The organism is Desulfosporosinus sp. SYSU MS00001, from assembly GCF_049943955.1.
Lineage (GTDB): Bacteria > Bacillota > Desulfitobacteriia > Desulfitobacteriales > Desulfitobacteriaceae > Desulfosporosinus.
Map to the genome: position 1 here is coordinate 349,277 of NZ_JBNFTW010000004.1, position 17,970 is coordinate 367,246.

Here is a 17,970-nt window from a genome sequence, read left to right on the forward strand (position 1 = left end):
GTTAAAGCATGCTTATTGAAACCTTGATTTTATCACTGATTATAAGCCTATTATGCGGAGGAAAACTAAGTCGTTTGGGTGAGCTGGCCTTGCGGGAGTTTTGGCTTGTCCCAATGGCTTTCTTATTGCAAGGCGTCGTTTATTGGGCGAGCCTGCATCATATCGGCTTGGTTTCTGGTTGGCTAAGCTCGTTTCTTGATACCGGGTCCTATTTTTTGCTGTTGGTTTTTACGCTGCGAAATCGTTCCCTAGATGGAATATGGTTAATTGCTGGGGGAGTTTTCCTCAATACATTGGTAATAGTTTTAAACGGGGGGGCTATGCCCGTCGATCCCTTTTTTTTGTCGGAAGCCAGTCGAAAGGCCTTGTTGGCCGGACAGGGTACTCATGGATTAATGACTGCAGCAACTCATTTAAAAGTTTTGGCGGATCGGTTCTATTTAGCTGTTCCTGGGCTTCAGAAACAAGTGTTTAGTATCGGAGACTGTCTTATTGATATAGGATGTTTTATGCTGATTTTTAAGACGACAAGGGGATTGGCTAACAAGCAAGAACAGCAAACTACATAATTTCTCAAATGATCTTTAATTTACTTTTTGAAATTTTGATTTCGATATGGGCGTAAAATCACTCTTTACTGGAAAAAACTTTACACTAAGTATACAATATCGGATTACCTGAATTACATATTTTGGAATGATAGCATATTCTATCTCTTCAATAAATCACGGACAACTTCTCCCGCAATGAGCAATCCCACGACCGATGGCACAAAGGAGATGCTTCCCGGGGTTTGACGCTTTTGCAGCGTGAAAGTTCCTTCGCTTTCGGAATTACTTGTCGTTGAATTGTCGGACGAAGGAGCGGCGGTAGTGAATGAAGAAAGAGGGGCGATCGGAAGTTCAGAACTGGAAACAACCTTCACGCCACGAGTGATCCCTTCTTGACGCAGCAATTTGCGCATGGTTTTCGCAAGGGGATCACCACTGGTCTTAGAAATATCACTGACTCGGTAATTTTCGGCCGTAAGCCTGTTGCCTGCCCCCATACTTGAGATTAACGGTATTCCCCGTTCCGAACATTCTTTGACTAAAATTACTTTGCTGGAAACTGTATCGATGGCATCCACAACATAGTCCAGTTTTCTTTGCAGGAAATTACCAACGTTTTCTACTGAAATAAATTCTTTGAAGGTTTCAACTTGAGCCTCTGGATTTATCTCTTTGATTCGACGTTTCATAACGTCTACCTTTGCTTCACCAATCGTTGAGTGAAGAGCATGGATTTGACGGTTGAGATTTGAAATGCTAATTTCATCAAAATCAACCATAATTAAATGGCCAACTGAGGCGCGCGCCAGTGCTTCGACGGTATAGGAACCCACTCCGCCTATTCCGAAAATGAGGACCGTACTTAGGCGAAGTTTTTCTAAGCCATTACTGCCAATTAAAAGTTCAGTTCTCGAAAATTTGTGTTCCATCGTGTCCCCCGTGTAGAGAATTATTTACTGTTATTGTTATTGTAGCATAACCATCTACAAATGAGCTAACCATTGTGGTTACAGTAATTCTTAATCTACTCTTTGAAATAAGTAATCTAATTGACACCATGTTTACTTAACATCATATTTAACTATTAGCTGATAGCCATCTAAGCGGCAGATATTTCGAATAGAAAATTCTCTTGGAGGGATTACGACAGAAGTGAGATCTAGGAACCATCCCTGAGTCTTGTTATGGGACTAAATCTTAGGGCGTTGAGTGAAACTGGTATGGAGAAGTTCATGAGCCCTTTCGCCGTAGGGTTCACCGATGTAGTTTTTGTACAGTTCAATAACAGCGGGATTTTCGTGAGATTTACGGCGGGGTTTGGAACGATCTTCTTCGTAGATGGCGGCAGCCCGAGCTTTAAGGATTTCCACATTGCCATGATGATAAGGCTGTCCTCCGCCGCCGATGCATCCGCCGGGACAGGCCATAATCTCGATGGCATCATACTGGGCTTCACCGGATTGTATCTTTTCCAGAATTGTGCGCGCATTGCCCAGACCATGGGTTACTGCTATTTTAAAATCCCGCCCTTCGATAGGGACAACGGCTTCTTTAATGCCATCCATGCCGCGAAGATTCTCGAACTCGACATGTTCCAGGGGTTTTCCTGTCAGCCATTCGTAAGCGGTTCTTAAGGCGGCCTCGATAACCCCTCCCGTCGTGCCGAAAACAACGGCAGCTCCCGTTGACTCGCCTAAGGGATGGTCAAACTCTTCATCGTTAAGCCGTTCAAAGTGAATTCCGGCTTCCCGAATCATACGGCATAGCTCACGGGTGGTAATGACAATGTCCACATCCGGTGTGACAGGATCTTGACCGAGTTCCGGCCGGGCAGCCTCGTATTTCTTAGCGACGCAAGGCATGACCGATACAACGGTTATTTTTTGAGGATCGATGCCGTAGGTATCCGCATAATAACTCTTGGCTAAGACCCCTAACATTTCGTGAGGGGATTTGCAGGTCGAGGGGATATCCAGGAGATCAGGGAATTGATGTTCAAAGAATTTAACCCAGGCGGGGCAGCAGCTTGTCAGAATCGGCAGCCGTCCTCCATGTTTCAGACGGTGCATGAATTCCGTTGCTTCTTCCATAATCGTGACATCTGCCCCAAACTCGGTATCAAAGACACGGTCAAAGCCGAGACGGCGGAGAGCTGCCACCATTTTGCCTGTGACAATAGTCCCCGGTTCCAGACCAAAACCTTCGCCCAGCGCAACCCTCACTGCTGGGGCTGTTTCCACAATAACATAGCGTGTCGGGTCGTTAAGAGCTTTCCAGACCTTATCGACTTGATCTAATTCCATTAACGCTCCTGTTGGACAGACAGCTATGCATTGACCGCAGAAGGTGCATGAGGTTTCATGCTGGGGTAAATCAAAAGCAGTTTTCACAACGGTCTCAAAACCGCGCCCAACGGCGGAGTAAACACCGACAGTTTGCACATCATTACACATCGTTTCACAGCGCCGGCAGCGAATGCATTTGTTAGGATCACGAATAATAGCCAGACTTGATTTGTCGATTTCAAACTCAGTTTCTTCACCCTCGTAGGAAATATTGCGTACTCCAAGATCGGCCGCGAGAGCCTGGAGGTCACAATCCAAATTCTTAGCGCAGGTCAAACATGATTTCGGATGGTCGGAGAGCAGGAGCTCCACCATGGTTCGTCTGGCCTGGATAGCTCGGGGAGTATCTGTTTTGACGGCCATATTATGAGATACCGGAGTTGAGCAAGCGGGGGCCAACGTCCGGCGGCCTTCCACTTCGACCAGGCAGACACGACAAGAAGCAATGTGATTATTGAGCCTCATCTCGTGTAAGTTCAGATAACACAAGGTTGGGATATCGATATTAACGGTTCTCGCAGCATCTAGAATAGACATTCCTTCCGGGACAGTAAGGGGTATGTCGTTAATCGTTAATTTTACATCCATAGAGAATCCTCCTTCTAGGCCCTTAATGGTGAATGATGGCGTCAAAACGGCATTTTTCCAAACAGGCCCCGCATTTTAGGCAGCGTTCCTGGTCAATGCTGTGTGGTTCTTTGGGTGAGCCTGTAATGCAGCCTGCGGGACAATTCTGGGCACAAAGAGTACAGCCTTTGCATTTATCGGTAATATCGTATCTGAGCAAGCTCTTGCAAACGCCCGCTGGGCATGTCTTATCAACGATATGAGCGAGGTATTCGTCCCGAAAATATTCAATCGTGGATAAGATGGGGTTGGGGGCGCTTTGGCCCAGGCCGCAAAGCGAAGAATCTTTAATGGTCTTGCCTAATTTCTCAAGCTGATCCAAATCATCGAGGGTTCCTTTGCCTTCGGTGATCTTCGTAAGAATTTCGTGGAGACGTTTCGTCCCCACTCGACAGGCTGTACAGCGGCCGCAAGATTCGTCGACGGTAAATTCCAAATAGAATTTGGCGATGTTTACCATGCAATCGCTTTCATCCATAACAATCAGACCGCCCGATCCCATCATGGAACCAATGGCGATCAAGGATTCATAATCAATCGGAGTGTCCAGAAATTTTGTGGGGATGCATCCTCCAGAAGGGCCTCCCGTTTGCGCGGCTTTGAAGGTCTTATGATGCTTAATTCCCCCGCCGATATCAAAAATAATTTGCCGCAGTGTCGTTCCCATAGGAACCTCCACCAGTCCTACATTGTTGACTTTTCCTGCTAAAGCAAAGACCTTTGTTCCTTTGCTTTTTTCTGTACCAATTCCTGCGAACCAATCTCCTCCCTTTAAAATAATCGGGGGAATGTTGGCCAGAGTTTCTACATTATTGACGCAAGTTGGTTTCCCCCAAAGTCCTTGCTGAGCGGGAAAGGGCGGCTTAACTGAAGGTTCGCCGCGGGTTCCTTCGATAGAATGGATTAGTGCTGTTTCCTCACCGCAGACAAAGGCACCTGCCCCATATTTAATTTCAATGTCAAAACAAAAATCGCTGCCTAAAATGTTTTTGCCAAGCAAGCCATACTGCTTGGCCTGTTTGATGGCAATTTCCAAGCGATGAATTGCCAGGGGATATTCAGCTCGGATGTAGATAAAGCCGTGAGAGGCACCAATGGTATGTCCGGCTATCAACATGGCCTCTAAGACGCTGTGAGGATCTCCTTCCAAAATTGAGCGGTCCATAAAAGCTCCCGGATCACCTTCGTCAGCATTGCAAATAATATAACGATTATTCGAATCATTGTTTCGAGTCAGTTCCCACTTTACACCGGTTGGGAATCCGCCGCCGCCGCGGCCGCGAAGACCGCTTTGCTTAATAACATCAATGGCTGATTCCGGTGTCATGGCAAATAAAACCTTGGCTAAGGCTTGATATCCATCGACAGCAATATATTCCAGGATATCCTCAGGTGAAATCAAGCTGCAGTTGCGCAAGGCAATGCGCATTTGGCTGTGATAAAAGGGAAGGTCTGAAGCGATGCGTTCTTCCGTATTTGGGTCTTGATAGAGAAGACGTTCGAGGGGTTTTCCCTGAACGAAGTGTTCTTCAACAAGTTCAGCCACATCTTTGGCAGAAACCTCAAGATAAAGAACGTTATCGGGGTGAACTTCAAGAATGGGGCCTTTTTCGCAGAAGCCAAAACAGCCCGTTTGCAGAACATTAATTTGTTCTGCAAGGCCGCGCCGTTCAAGCTCTGCTTTAAGCTCCTCGACAATCTGAGGGCTATTCGAGGCGTGACAGCCTGTCCCGCCGCAGACCATAACTTGTCTCGGCTTTCCTTGAGCCTCAGAGACAGAAACCGGTTGGTCAGACCGTCGATTCTGAAGGAGAACCTGGTGTTGGGATTTCAGGGTGTTAAGATCGTCTCTGGTTTTTAGTTTCATGATGGTGTTCCTTCCTTCAACGCAGGTTCTCGGTCTCCAGCTAACGATTCTCGGTATTCATCTAAAATCTGTTTGATATCTTCCGGATGGGTAAGGCGGCCGTAGACTTTGCCATCGACCATCATAACAGGGGCAAGGCCGCAGGCCCCGATACAACGCAGGGAATCAAGGGAGAAAAGCTCATCCTCCGTCGTTTGGCCGGTTTTAATTCCAAGCTGTTTTTCAATTTCCTGCTGCAATTTCTCAGCACCCCGCACAAAACAGGCAGTCCCCATACAAACATTAACAACATGTTTTCCCCGGGGTTTCATTGTAAAAAAAGAGTAGAAGCTTACAACCCCGTAAACTTTGGCTGAGGGAATATCAAGTCTCGCCGCGATATGCCGCTGAACTTTATCCGGTAAGTAACCAAAAAGCTGCTGGGCATGATGCAGTATGGCAATTAAGTTTTCTTTTTTATAAGGAAGGCCGTCAATGTAACGGTCCAGCTGTTGATAAGGATTATATGGGGAAGGGTTGTCACACATTGGGAAACCTCCTTCAAGTAGTTCAAGTAGTACATAAAACTAGCATACCCATTGATAAAAAAATTACGTATTAGAAATCAAAATTCCTCAGTCAAAGTGTGTTAAAGGGACGGTCCTTTCAATGTGTTGTGTTAAAGGGACGGTCCTTTCAACACTCTTTCAAACTGTCAGTGGTACGAAATAAGTTGAAATGGTTTTTGACCTCGTGAGAAAAGAAGTCTATCACCTCTTAGATGGGGGATGAATTGCCGTCTTTCGAAGAGTGTGTCAAAAGGACCGTCCCCCTGACACATTGACCTGAACTATTTACGAAGCTTATAATAAGCTTGGATTGATACTCTCTCGGGGTAAGGAGTGAGACCAATGGTTCAGGATCAGAATTTAAAGCTTATAGAAGAAACGGAGCTTCTGTTCAGAAGGGTCTGGAAAAAGTACCAGAATTTCTTGATGTTTACTTCAAGTGAGTTATCCATGCATCAAATGATGTTCCTTAAATTATTGGAACAGAAAGGTACCTGTACTCCTTCGGATATTGCTCAGCAGTTCGAGATTACTTTGGGTGCTGTAACGGGTTTTGTGGATCGCTTGCATAAGTTAGGTCTGATTAAACGGACTCGCAGTGAGGAAGACCGCAGAGTTGTTCTCATTCAGCTTTCTTCCCAGGGAGAAGAGGCACTCTTAACGTTTGCGATGGAACGAAAGAAAAAACTTAGTTGTTTAATGCAGAGGCTCGATCCTTCGCATCTAAACAAATTAAATACGGCTTTGGAGCAATTGAATTCCGTTTTGGCTGAATTGGAAGCCAACCCTTTTACTGAATAGGTGTTCAATGAGGGAATGGTTCTGTCAATTTTTTAAAAAGTGGCAGATTTGGGGATAGCTAAGACAATGAAAAGGAAGAAGTAGGAGTTTTTATGAGCAAAAAAAATATTGGGCCTATGGCAATATTGTTTATTATTCAATTCTTAGTCATGGTGGGGTTCGGAATCGTCGTTCCGATCCTTCCCTTTTTAGTCAGCAAACTTGGCGGAGGTGCCTTTGCCTTAGGGGTTTTCATGTCCGCATATTCAATTATGCAGTTCTTTTTTGCGCCGGTCTGGGGCAAGCTCTCGGATCGAATCGGAAGGCGTCCCGTTATACTCATAGGACTTCTTGGCTATGGCGTGACCTTTTTAATGTTTGGCATGGTCAATAATCTTTATCTCTTAATCGTCCTCAGGGCTTTGGCGGGAATTGTTTCCTCGGCTACATTGCCCACAGCTATGGCGTACTTAGCGGATATTACCGAAGGAGCAGATCGTGCCAAGGGAATGGGGATGATCGGTGCAGCCATGGGGATGGGAATGATTTTTGGGCCTGCTTTAGGAGGGTTCCTGGGAGAATATAGCTTCTCCTTGCCCTTTTTCGTGGCAGGGGGATTGGCGCTATTACTCCTTCCCTTTACCTGGTTTTTCTTGCCGGAATCGCTTAAGGAAATGAATAAAAGCTTAGGTCGAAAGAGAGCCAGACTTACTCCTCAAGTTCTCAAAGATCCCTTATTTTTTCTCTTCGCTTTTAATTTCACCCTGAATTTTACGATGTCCATGTTTGAGAGTACTTTTGCTTTATTAGCCGCAGCTAAAGTAGGCTTCGGCCCTACGGATATGGGGATAACCTTTGCTATTATGGGAATCTTTGCTGTGATTGTTCAGGGGGGACTTATCGGGAAATTAGTCAAAACGTTTGGGGATGCTAAACTCGTCAACACAGGAGCACTCTTATGTGCTGTCGGCTTGTCCTTGATTATTGCCTCGGCAGATGATAAAAGTATAGTTTTTCTGGTTGCCTCGACGGTTATCTTTATGGTAGGCAATTCTTTAATGGTTCCCACTAGTTCAAGTCTTGTCTCCAAACAAAGCAATCGGGGACAAGGAGCTTCTCTTGGTCTCTTTCAATCCTTTGCCAGTCTTGGAAGAATCCTCGGGCCCGTGACAGGGGGAGCTCTTTTTGCCTTATACATGGGGCTACCGTATATGACGGGGGCGGCCATTTTAGTGCTTGTTGTAATACTGGCGGGTCGTAAAATTAGCATCAAAGTCTCTGAGCCTCTGGTACAAGATTAAAAAATAGAATAAACTAGGGAAGAAGTTTTTATTGCTTCAGCCGAAGATTTTAAGAGCTTAATGTAGGTGGTTTTATGGTTAAGAAAATAAATAATACCCAAAGCGCTAACCTTACCCTAGGGGGAATTACCTTAGGGTTTTTGTTGAGTTATCCTTTTCATGCCACAAGCTTTTTGGGCGGACTTATCTCCAGCGGGTGCAGTGCGGGAATGATAGGAGGACTTGCCGATTGGTTTGCAGTGACTGCTTTATTTCGGCGGCCTTTGGGAATTAGGCATAGCAAACTGCTGCGTACAGAAATTATCCCCAGGAATCGTGAACGGATATTCAACGCTCTGGCAGATATGGTTCAGCATGAATTACTGACGAAAGATGTCTTGAAACAAAAACTAGGGATGTGGGATTTTTCAGGGGACTTGCTTAAGGTCTTTCAACAGGATCAGGTTAAGGACTCTGCAAAACAACTGCTGGGTGAATTGACTGAGGAAATTAGTCGCTCTTTGGACACGCACAGGTTATCCCGATCTCTGCAAGGATTACTGCGGGAGAATCTGAACAGCCAAGAGAACATCAGCAGGTTGGAGCTTTCTGCAACCGTAATTGCCGTTCTTGAATTTTCTCTTGAGCAGGGTCAAATTGATCATTTATTGCAGGCTTTTTGTAAGGCAATGAAAGAACTGCTGCTTAAACTCACGGTCAATAGAGCCCTAACAAACATGATAGAGGCGGCCTTAATAAGATATGGAGCCAATAATCCGACGCGCAAACTCGTTGGCAAGTTTTTGCCCTCACCGGAAATTCTTGCCCAAGGTATTTTAGATAAAGGGAAGACCGCTTTGCAGGATGGAACAGTTGAGCGGTGGTTGAAGGAATTGGTTCAGAAGGGCATTATAAACCTGAAGACGAACCCGGAAATGCAGGACAAGGTCAATCAACGTTGTGCTAAAGTTTTAACCGCTCTTACATATACCGACAGTAAGATACCTGAAGAGGATGAGACGGCCAGGGAAACGAGTTCTGATTTAGTGCCTAAAGTTATTGAAGGCGGCTTGAAGAAGCTGCAGGATGACTGGGATCAAAATCTAGAAGCAATAAAGCATAAGCCGGAGTTAAGGAAAACTCTTAATCAAGAAATCCGAAGTTTCCTGGAAAAACAAATTGAAGATCATCATGATGTTATCGGACGAACGGTCCGCGAAGGCCTTTATCCCTTAACAAATGATAAGCTGGTTGCACTCATCGAAGAGAAGGCGGGCAATGATTTGCAGATGATACGGATTAACGGATCTCTTGTGGGCGGCCTGGTTGGGATGTTGATTTATGTACTGGGGATGGTGTTACGATGAATTATCATAAGAAGGCCAACATCACACTTGCCCTTGTCTTTATAGGATTTCTAGGGTCTGTTTTCTTAAAATATATTAACCCTGCTAGCGTTGGTTTGCAGCTTCTTAATTTCGTTTTTGAGGCAGCCTTGGTGGGTGGTATTGCTGATTGGTTTGCGGTCACTGCCATTTTTAAAAAACCGCTGGGCTGGGGGTATCATACTGAGCTCATCCCGCGCAACCGCGTGAAACTCATTGAAGCTGTAGCGGGAATGGTCCAAACAGAACTCTTGCGCATGGATATAATTCGTCGGAAGATCTCCGAAATAGCTTACCTCGACGCACTTATCCAGTTTGTAGAAAGGCAGGGAGGGGCAGCCTATTTAACGGACAAAGCCGCTTTTTTTCTGCGGCACACGGCTGAAAAACAGAACCCCGCGGTCCTGGCAGAAAAACTAACCGGGTTTCTCCGGCAGAGAGCACAGACTTGGCCCTTGGCTCCGCAGGTAGAGAAGTTAAGCCGCTGGGCGTTAGCTAAAGGCTATATAGATCAAGGCCTGGACCATTTCGCGGAACTGCTTTGGGAAAAAGCTTCAGAAGGAGAGACTCGCCTGCTCATTCTTAATTATTTAGAGGCCATTAAAGCTGAGAAGCTAGGCAATGGCGGGTCAATTTTTCGGACTCTATTAGGTTTTGTGGAAATGTCTGACGGATTAAATATGGAAGAAGCAGCAGATGCCCTGCATATCGAACTTCTGCTTACCCTGCGCAAGTTTAATGACCCAGCAGATCCCCTGCGCAAGGCCCTAAAGGAAATTATCGTCAAGAATCTGGAATCCTTAACAGCAGACACAGACTTCCGAGCACAAGTTGAATCCTGGAAGAACGGTCTTTTGCAAGAAGAGTTCTTCCAGGAACTCCTTACCAAAATCCTGAGCATTTTCCTGGAAACGGCTTCCTCCACTGACCCGGAAGTCCTAAACAACGTAATCGCTCCCTATATCCAACAAGGCTGGAACGACTTTCAGAACAATAATCCCCTCCAAGACCGGCTTAACTCCTTAGTCATCGATATCTTGTGTCAGGTTATCCAAAATGAACATCACGAAATTGGCATGATCGTCAGGGAAACACTCACAAGTTACTCAAATGAAGATTTGAATCAATTTGTCGAAGAAAAGGCAGGAAACGATCTCCAATGGATCCGTATCAATGGTTCAATGATCGGCAGTGTTGTAGGTATGTTTTTGTTTCTGTTCTTAAATTACATCTATGATCCTTATATTGGACCCTTTATTGTGCATGTAGCTCAGCTCATCCATTAAAGGCCCTGTGAAATGTTTCGTGCTTGATTTTTTCGGAATATGGATTTGCAGCCGCAGTCAATTATTCGCAAGTTGCGGACTCTTAGGAGCCCGCAGCTCATTTGAATTATAAAAAGAACGCAGATCTACGAACTACTCAAGTTCGTTTTTCAATACCCCTCCTTTGCCACTCTGATAAATAGACCTCAAAGGAAGGGAGCTTCGCCCACATGAGGGAACTCATTGCATGGAGAGGCGGTAAGGCCCACAAAGGTTGCGTGGGAAGCGAAGCCAGTGGTTCACATCAGGTATTACCCTGAGGTTCTGGTACGAAAGTGTCCAGTGGACATTTTCGCTCGAAGCGGCTAACTCCAAAGAATACTTATCCGCTGAAGATAGCTCCCACGCAACCGAGTGGGCGAGCCTTGGAATGCTGAGTGAGCGGTGTGGGCGAAGCTCCCCGACCCGAGGATTCCCCATATAATGTTCCATCAAAGGAAATTTCTATCTGGCCTCATCAGGTATACAAAATTCATACCCACCAGGGGATTGCCAAAAACCCATTTTACGTGCTAGAATACCAAACATAAGGTGTGCACAGCCTGGAACCAATGGAAACTGAAACAAAGCAATGGCGCTTTGAGTCAACTCTTTAATCGGAGTGAACTCAAAGCGTCATTTTATTTTCTAACGAGGGGGAATAACAAATGGATACAGGAGATACATCATTCGTCCTAGTGTCAACAGCGCTTGTCCTGTTAATGACGCCCGGTTTAGCATTCTTTTACGGAGGCATGGTTCGCAAAAAGAACGTCCTTAGTACGATCATGCATAGTTGGATTATTATTGGACTTATATCATTACAGTGGATTTTAATAGGCTATACCTTAGCCTTTGGACCGGATTTCCATGGTATTATCGGCAGTCTAAATTGGTTAGGTCTAAACGGAGTAGGGGCAGATCCTAATCCTGATTACGCAGCAACGATTCCCGCCATTGTCTTTATGGCTTTCCAAATGATGTTTGCTGTGATTACTCCAGCCCTCATTAGCGGTTCCTTTGCAGAGCGAATGCGCTTCCCGGCCTTTATTATTTTCTCGCTGTTATGGGCTACTCTGATTTATGATCCCCTTGCTCATTGGGTTTGGGGCGTGGGCGGTTTCTTAAGAACACTCGGTGCATTAGATTTTGCAGGCGGAAACGTGGTTCATATCAGTTCCGGTTACTCAGGTTTAATTGTAGCTTTGGTATTGGGAAAACGAAAAGGACTGGGCAAAGACTCCATGGCGCCTCACCACATCCCCTTTACCGTTTTGGGAGCAGGACTCTTGTGGTTTGGCTGGTTCGGTTTTAACGCCGGGAGTGCCTTGGGGGCTAACGGCCTCGCCGGCATAGCCTTAGTAAATACCAATACGGCTGCTGCCGCAGCTGCCATCGCCTGGGCTGTAGTAGAACGTTATCATCGCGGAAAATCAACAGTTCTCGGCGCAGCCAGCGGAGCCGTGGCAGGTTTGGTTGCCATTACACCGGGAGCCGGATTTGTAACGCCTCTTTCGTCAATTCTCATCGGTTTTATCGGCGGAGTTATTTGTTATCTCACCATTAGTGTCATGAAGGCGAAATTTGGATATGATGATGCTTTAGATGCATTTGGCTGTCATGGAATTGGCGGAACCTGGGGGGCGCTGGCAACAGGCATCTTTGCTACCAAAACGATTAACCCTGCCGGGGCCAATGGACTATTGTACGGGAACCCTTCACAATTGGGAATTCAGGCCCTTAGTGTTTTAGCAACGGTGGCCTTTGCCGTCATCGGTTCTTGGATACTTTTGAAAATTGTTGGATTATTTACGACGTTGCGTGTAGATGAAGATCAAGAGGCTGTTGGTTTAGATCTGTCACTCCATGGAGAAGAGGCTTATCCGGACTTCATCTGATTTAGATGAATACACTTTTGAACAACTATAGCAAGGAGGGACCTTGATGAAGAAGATTGAGGCCATCATTCGGCCAGGAAAGCTGGATGCTGTTAAAGATGCCTTGAGTAATCACGGGGTTAATGGTTTAACGGTGACGCAGGTCATTGGCTGCGGCAAACAAAAAGGGCATACCCAGGTCTATCGGGGTGTTGAATATAATATTCATCTTATCCCTAAAGTAAAAATTGAGATTGTAGTTAAAGATGGGGATGTCGAGGCAGTGATCCAGGCGATTGTCCAGGAAGCAAGGACAGGAGAAATTGGAGACGGGAAGATCTTTGTCACATCTGTGGAAAACGCCTTGACCATCAGAACAGGAAATGTTGGAGAAAACGCACTATAACTCACATGTTTTCTTGCAAATACTTTGAGGTTGGAATTTGATGAAAGAAGTCAGATTCCAACCTTTCTATTTTAGTCGTAAACTGCAAGGGGATACTTGTGTCCGTATAATCGTTCACCATCCCTGCTCTGGTTTCCGAAGGTTATTCTTAAAATCCTTAATATACTAAATAATAGTTTGAAGTATCATGGTGACATCTGTAAATTCAGGAATATAGAGGACCTTGATATATAGAAATTATCCTAATCCTTTTTAAAAAAGTAAAAAAACTATAGATTTTATAACGGTAGAATATAAAATTAAATTATAGAAAGGATTATTAAAATATTTAGAGAATTTTTTAACTATGGATTAATTAGACCTAAGGCAGCAGGAGAATAAATACGTGCACAAAACTATAGACTTAAAAGCAAAAATTTTACTATCAATTGGCATAATTACCTTAATGTCCTTTGTGATTGTTGCTTCTATTCTATCGACAGAAACGAGTGAAATGACAAAGTCTTTGGCCTACCACCTGGCCGAAGAAAGCGCTGATAAAAATGGCACCTATGTTAAGGCTAACCTGGATTTTGCCATGGATACGGCGAGAACACTCTCCTATACATTTGAGCAAGTCAGGCTTACTCGTCATCCTGACCGCGCGGTAATGGGCAGGATTTTAGCTAAAGTCCTGCAAGATAACCCTCAGTTTGCTGCAGTCTGGACACTATGGGAACCGAATGCCCTTGATGGTAAGGATGCAGACTATAAGAACAAGCCGGGTTATGACGGAACTGGCCGTTTCATACCTTATTATACTAAACTAAATGGCAATATTCATTTAGAACCCCTCGCGAATTATGATACTCCCGGAGCAGGAGATTATTATTTAATTCCTAAGAAAACAAATACAGAAACAGTGATTCAGCCTTGTTGTTATCCGGTTCTGGGTAAAAACACCTTAATAACCAGGGTGGTTGTGCCCATTATGGTCGAAGGCACCTTTGATGGAGTTGTCGGAATTGACATTTCCTCTGAAACGTTTCAGAAGGCGATAACTGCTGCCGGCCCCATAGAAAAAGGATATATAAGCCTTTTGTCCAGTGAGGGGCGGGTTGTGGCGAGCAGTAATACCTCTAAAATAGGCACGACGGTTGAAGATAGCGGCGCCAAAGAGGCGATTAAACAAGGAAAACGTTTTAGTACAACGAATGACGATTCTTATGAAATATATAAACCTATAACGATTGGCAGAACGGCAACTCCCTGGTCAATATCAGTTCATGTTCCCATGGATTTGATTCTGGAGGATGCCTCGAAGAAACGTAAGGAAATTATTACCCGAGGGATTGTTGGGACTGCGATTATTAGTTTAATACTCTTTTTTGTTGAGAGCAGGATAACCAATCAGCACCTTAAGAAGGAACTCAAGGAACGTCAAGCCTTTCAGGAGCGTATTTTACGCTTAGCATCCATCGTAGAGTCTACGGATGAAGGAATTATCGGTTTGAGCTTAGAAGGAATTGTTATGGATTGGAACCGAGGGGCAGAAAGAATTTATGGCTATACAAAAGCGGAGATTATTGGCAAACCAGTGGAATGTTTAATTCCTCAAGACAGAATGCAGGAACTTGAGGACATTCTTGGAAACGTTTCGCATGGAGTTTCAGTAACTGATAGCGAGACCCAGCGTTTAAGAAAAGACGGACAACTAATTTATGTCTACCTGACAGTTTCCCCGATTAAGAATCAGAGGGGAGAGATTATTGGAATGTCGACAATCGTTCGTGACATAACGACTCAAAAGATATTGGAAAAAGAAATGACAAGAATGGAGCATATGAATTTAATCGGGGAAATGGCTGCGAGCATAGGCCATGAGGTTAGAAATCCCATGACAACCGTTAGAGGATTTTTGCAGCTCCTTGAAGCCAATCCAACGTCTGATCATTATCGAAATTATATCCCCCTTATGATCAGTGAGCTTGATCGGGCCAACTCGATTATTACAGAGTTTTTATCCATCAGCCGAACGAAGGCCACCGAGTTTGCCCGGGGAAACCTGAACGACATTTTAGAATGCATCATGCCTCTGCTGGAAGTGGACTCTATACGCGAGGACAAAAGGGTAGTCCTGGAAAAAGGACAGGTACCGGATTTATTATTGAATGATAAAGAGATCCGGCAATTAGTTCTTAATTTGTCCCGCAATGGTTTGGAAGCCATGAAAGAAGGCGGTCGTCTGTTTATTTCAACCTATATGAAGGATAATGAGAAGGCCGTCATCTTATCGGTCCGCGATGAGGGAACAGGTATTAGCCCTGAAATTATCGACCGCTTGGGTACCCCTTTCCTGACAACAAAAGAAAAAGGGACGGGTTTAGGTCTGGCAGTTTGTTATGGCATTGCTGCCCGTCATGATGCCAGCATCGACGTGGAGACAAATTCGCAGGGAACAACATTTTTAGTAAAGTTTAAGCTCAAATCATTTGACCTTAACTGACCTTTGTTATAAAATAAACGTAATCGGCCAGAATATATTAGGTTAAATGCTACTATTAATACAGTGAATAGGGGGAATTATAAATGGGTTATCTCGTTCCAATGGTTGTGGAGCAAACCAATCGCGGAGAGCGCTCCTATGATATCTACTCTCGTCTCCTTAAAGACAGAATCATTTTTCTTGGAGGCCCAATCGATGACGATGTCGCTAATCTTGTTGTAGCGCAATTGCTTTTCCTTGAAGCAGAAGATCCTGAAAAGGATATCAATCTATACATCAACAGTCCAGGTGGTTCGATTACGGCCGGAATGGCTATTTACGACACCATGCAATACATTCGCCCTGACGTGCGCACGATCTGCATCGGGATGGCTGCCAGTATGGGAGCTTTCCTGCTGGCTGCTGGAACTAAAGGTAAACGCGCTGTTCTTCCTAATGCAGAAGTGTTAATTCATCAGCCCTTGATCGGCGGACATGGTCTATCCGGGCAAGCTACGGAAATCGAAATCCATGCTAAACAATTGCTGCGTACTAAGACGAAGATGAACAAAATTTTGTCCGAAAGAACTGGCCAACCACTGGAAAAAGTTGAAAAAGACACAGATCGGGATTATTATATGACTGCTGAAGAAGCAAAAGAGTATGGTATAGTGGATCAGGTAGTTGAGAAGGCCGACTTGAAGAAAGACACACAAGAAAATAGCTGATAGCTAATATTAAGGTTTAGTCATACAAGCTGACGGCTATAGCTAGGTTAAAGCTATATTATGACTATATATGTTAAAGACTATAATAGACTTAATAAGTTAAAGACTATAATTAAGGCTATAACAAAAACAAAATTAAAGGCTGTAACAAAATCGATGCCCCGATTTGTTCCAGCCTTTTCTGCTATTAGGCCGCAAATTCCAAACATTAATTAAATAGTAATTTTGTCTAAATAATCATGTAGATACTCAAAGCCCAATCCGGCCAGGAACCATTCAGGGGCCATTTTTAAGGTGATAAGTCCGTTAATGTTTAAAGAATCGGTATAGTGCCAGGGGCAGTGCCCAAGAACGATTGCGAGAATTAAACCGCTGCTGTACTCAATAAGCCAAATAAGCGTTAAATAAAAGGCACCGCGTATCCACCAAGGGATAGTACGAATTTGGGTATGCAGTGGTTCGAGAAAAACAGCAAGCCCATAGATTGGGAGCATTACCAAAAAGGTAAATCCCTGCATACTATAATCGCCTTTAAGAAAAGAGGCGATCCCTGTATAGATGACCTCAAGAACGAGGCCGATTATGCCGTAGATCAGGAAATGTTTTAATGTTTTCATGGGGTTAGTATGGTTGATCAGAATCGGCCCATACATAGGATTGATAAGTATCTATTGGAAGTCATGGCCTGTAGTTCCTCATTTTCCTGATTATACTAAATTATTAGGTATATGGAAGGAACTTTTTGGTTTATTGGCGAATGTGTAAGAGAGTTTTATTATATACATAAGGGATGGAAATAAGTGTTATAAAAAAGGAGAGTCAACTATGCGTAAAATTCGTAAAGCCGTAATACCCGCTGCAGGACTGGGTACTCGATTTTTACCGGCAACGAAGGCCCAACCGAAAGAGATGTTGCCTATCGTCGATAAACCAACGATTCAATATATTGTAGAAGAAGCCATTAATTCCGGGATAGAAGATATTATTATCGTAACTGGCCGCAATAAACGGGCTATTGAGGACCATTTTGACCGCTCCATGGAGCTCGAAACCTATCTGGAAAAAAACTCTAAGGAAGAGCTGCTGGATTTAGTGCAGGACATAGCGAGGCTGGCGGATATCTATTACGTTCGCCAAAAAGAAGCCTTGGGCTTAGGCCATGCAATCTATAGTGCGCGTAAATTTATCGGCCAGGAACCCTTTGCCGTCCTGTTAGGGGACGATATTATCTTTTCTGAAGTACCTGCCTTGCGACAAATGATGAACCAATACGAACGATATGGTGCCAGCATGGTCGGGGTTCAGGAAGTACCTATAGAGGATATTTCTAAATATGGGATTGTCGATGGTGAGAAGTTTGCTGAGCGCTTATACCGGGCTAAAAATCTGGTAGAAAAACCGCAGCCGGAAGATGCCCCGCTGACTCATTTGGCAATCATGGGACGCTATATTTTAAATCCGGAGATATTTGATCTTTTAGAAGCCCTGCCGCCGGGCAAAGGCGGGGAGATACAGCTTACCGATGGAATTAAGGAACTGGGACGCTTTCAGGAAGTTATGGCTTATGAATTTGACGGACGCCGGCATGATGTGGGTGATAAGTTGGGTTTTGTAGAGGCTACTATTGAATATGCCTTGCGTCGAGAAGATCTTGCCGAAGAACTAATGAGTTATTTGCAAAATCTCGTACGAAATATTGGTATCAATGAATAGAAATCAACAAATTTTTATGATAAATGCTGAATCATTTTCGCGAAAAAGTATTACTCTAAAGCGTCTGTTAGCAAATCAATACTTCTAGAGACGGA

At 44.4% G+C, this 17,970-nt stretch carries 15 protein-coding genes; 10 read left to right on the forward strand and 5 right to left on the reverse strand.

What is annotated here, in order from left to right:
* Positions 1-8: 8 nt before the first annotated feature.
* On the forward strand, positions 9-569 hold the full coding sequence (locus tag ACPUYX_RS10280; RefSeq protein WP_426379565.1) for a DUF5317 domain-containing protein: 561 nt from the start codon (positions 9-11) through the stop codon (positions 567-569).
* Positions 570-709: 140 nt separating this feature from the next.
* On the opposite strand, the gene ACPUYX_RS10285 is transcribed toward ACPUYX_RS10280, so the two are convergent.
* The 4 genes from ACPUYX_RS10285 to nuoE form a co-directional block, all read right to left on the reverse strand.
* Positions 710-1,480, reverse strand: a complete 771-nt coding sequence (locus ACPUYX_RS10285; RefSeq protein ID WP_426379566.1) for a tRNA threonylcarbamoyladenosine dehydratase — start codon at positions 1,478-1,480, stop codon at positions 710-712.
* Positions 1,481-1,741: 261 nt separating this feature from the next.
* Positions 1,742-3,484 (reverse strand): NADH-dependent [FeFe] hydrogenase, group A6, encoded by a 1,743-nt coding sequence (locus tag ACPUYX_RS10290; RefSeq protein WP_426379567.1) that lies wholly within the window; start codon positions 3,482-3,484, stop codon positions 1,742-1,744.
* Between the two features lie 22 nt (positions 3,485-3,506).
* Positions 3,507-5,390, reverse strand: coding sequence for an NADH-ubiquinone oxidoreductase-F iron-sulfur binding region domain-containing protein (locus ACPUYX_RS10295; RefSeq protein ID WP_426379568.1), 1,884 nt, complete (start codon positions 5,388-5,390; stop codon positions 3,507-3,509).
* Positions 5,387-5,917, reverse strand: coding sequence for an NADH-quinone oxidoreductase subunit NuoE (gene nuoE, locus ACPUYX_RS10300; RefSeq protein WP_088225708.1), 531 nt, complete (start codon positions 5,915-5,917; stop codon positions 5,387-5,389). The genes ACPUYX_RS10295 and nuoE overlap by 4 nt, the downstream gene beginning before the upstream one ends.
* A 363-nt stretch (positions 5,918-6,280) precedes the next feature.
* On the opposite strand from nuoE, the gene ACPUYX_RS10305 reads away from it, so the two are divergent.
* From ACPUYX_RS10305 to clpP, 8 genes are all read left to right on the forward strand, one after another.
* Entirely contained in the window at positions 6,281-6,739 is a 459-nt protein-coding gene (locus ACPUYX_RS10305; protein WP_426379569.1) for a MarR family winged helix-turn-helix transcriptional regulator, read from the forward strand.
* Positions 6,740-6,831: 92 nt separating this feature from the next.
* Positions 6,832-8,019 carry an MFS transporter gene (locus tag ACPUYX_RS10310; protein ID WP_426379570.1) on the forward strand — a complete coding sequence of 396 codons (1,188 nt, stop codon included), beginning with the start codon at positions 6,832-6,834 and terminating at the stop codon, positions 8,017-8,019.
* A gap of 74 nt (positions 8,020-8,093) precedes the next feature.
* Positions 8,094-9,365 (forward strand): DUF445 family protein, encoded by a 1,272-nt coding sequence (locus ACPUYX_RS10315; protein WP_426379571.1) that lies wholly within the window; start codon positions 8,094-8,096, stop codon positions 9,363-9,365.
* Entirely contained in the window at positions 9,362-10,669 is a 1,308-nt protein-coding gene (locus tag ACPUYX_RS10320) for a DUF445 domain-containing protein (protein ID WP_426379572.1), read from the forward strand. Before ACPUYX_RS10315 ends, ACPUYX_RS10320 begins: the two co-directional genes overlap by 4 nt.
* A 686-nt stretch (positions 10,670-11,355) precedes the next feature.
* Positions 11,356-12,585, forward strand: coding sequence for an ammonium transporter (locus ACPUYX_RS10325; RefSeq protein ID WP_426379573.1), 1,230 nt, complete (start codon positions 11,356-11,358; stop codon positions 12,583-12,585).
* A gap of 46 nt (positions 12,586-12,631) precedes the next feature.
* The gene (locus ACPUYX_RS10330) at positions 12,632-12,970 is read left to right on the forward strand and encodes a P-II family nitrogen regulator (protein WP_426379574.1); all 339 of its coding nucleotides are present in this window, start codon (positions 12,632-12,634) and stop codon (positions 12,968-12,970) included.
* A gap of 385 nt (positions 12,971-13,355) precedes the next feature.
* Positions 13,356-15,455, forward strand: a complete 2,100-nt coding sequence (locus ACPUYX_RS10335; protein ID WP_426379575.1) for a PAS domain S-box protein — start codon at positions 13,356-13,358, stop codon at positions 15,453-15,455.
* Between the two features lie 83 nt (positions 15,456-15,538).
* Positions 15,539-16,162: an ATP-dependent Clp endopeptidase proteolytic subunit ClpP gene (gene clpP, locus ACPUYX_RS10340; RefSeq protein ID WP_426379576.1), complete on the forward strand. Its 624-nt coding sequence runs from the start codon at positions 15,539-15,541 to the stop codon at positions 16,160-16,162.
* A gap of 212 nt (positions 16,163-16,374) precedes the next feature.
* Here clpP and ACPUYX_RS10345 read toward each other — a convergent pair whose 3' ends face one another.
* Positions 16,375-16,815 carry a putative ABC transporter permease gene (locus ACPUYX_RS10345; RefSeq protein WP_426379577.1) on the reverse strand — a complete coding sequence of 147 codons (441 nt, stop codon included), beginning with the start codon at positions 16,813-16,815 and terminating at the stop codon, positions 16,375-16,377.
* A gap of 172 nt (positions 16,816-16,987) precedes the next feature.
* Between ACPUYX_RS10345 and galU the strand changes: the two genes are divergently transcribed.
* Positions 16,988-17,875, forward strand: coding sequence for a UTP--glucose-1-phosphate uridylyltransferase GalU (gene galU / locus ACPUYX_RS10350; RefSeq protein WP_426379578.1), 888 nt, complete (start codon positions 16,988-16,990; stop codon positions 17,873-17,875).
* Positions 17,876-17,970: the final 95 nt, after the last annotated feature.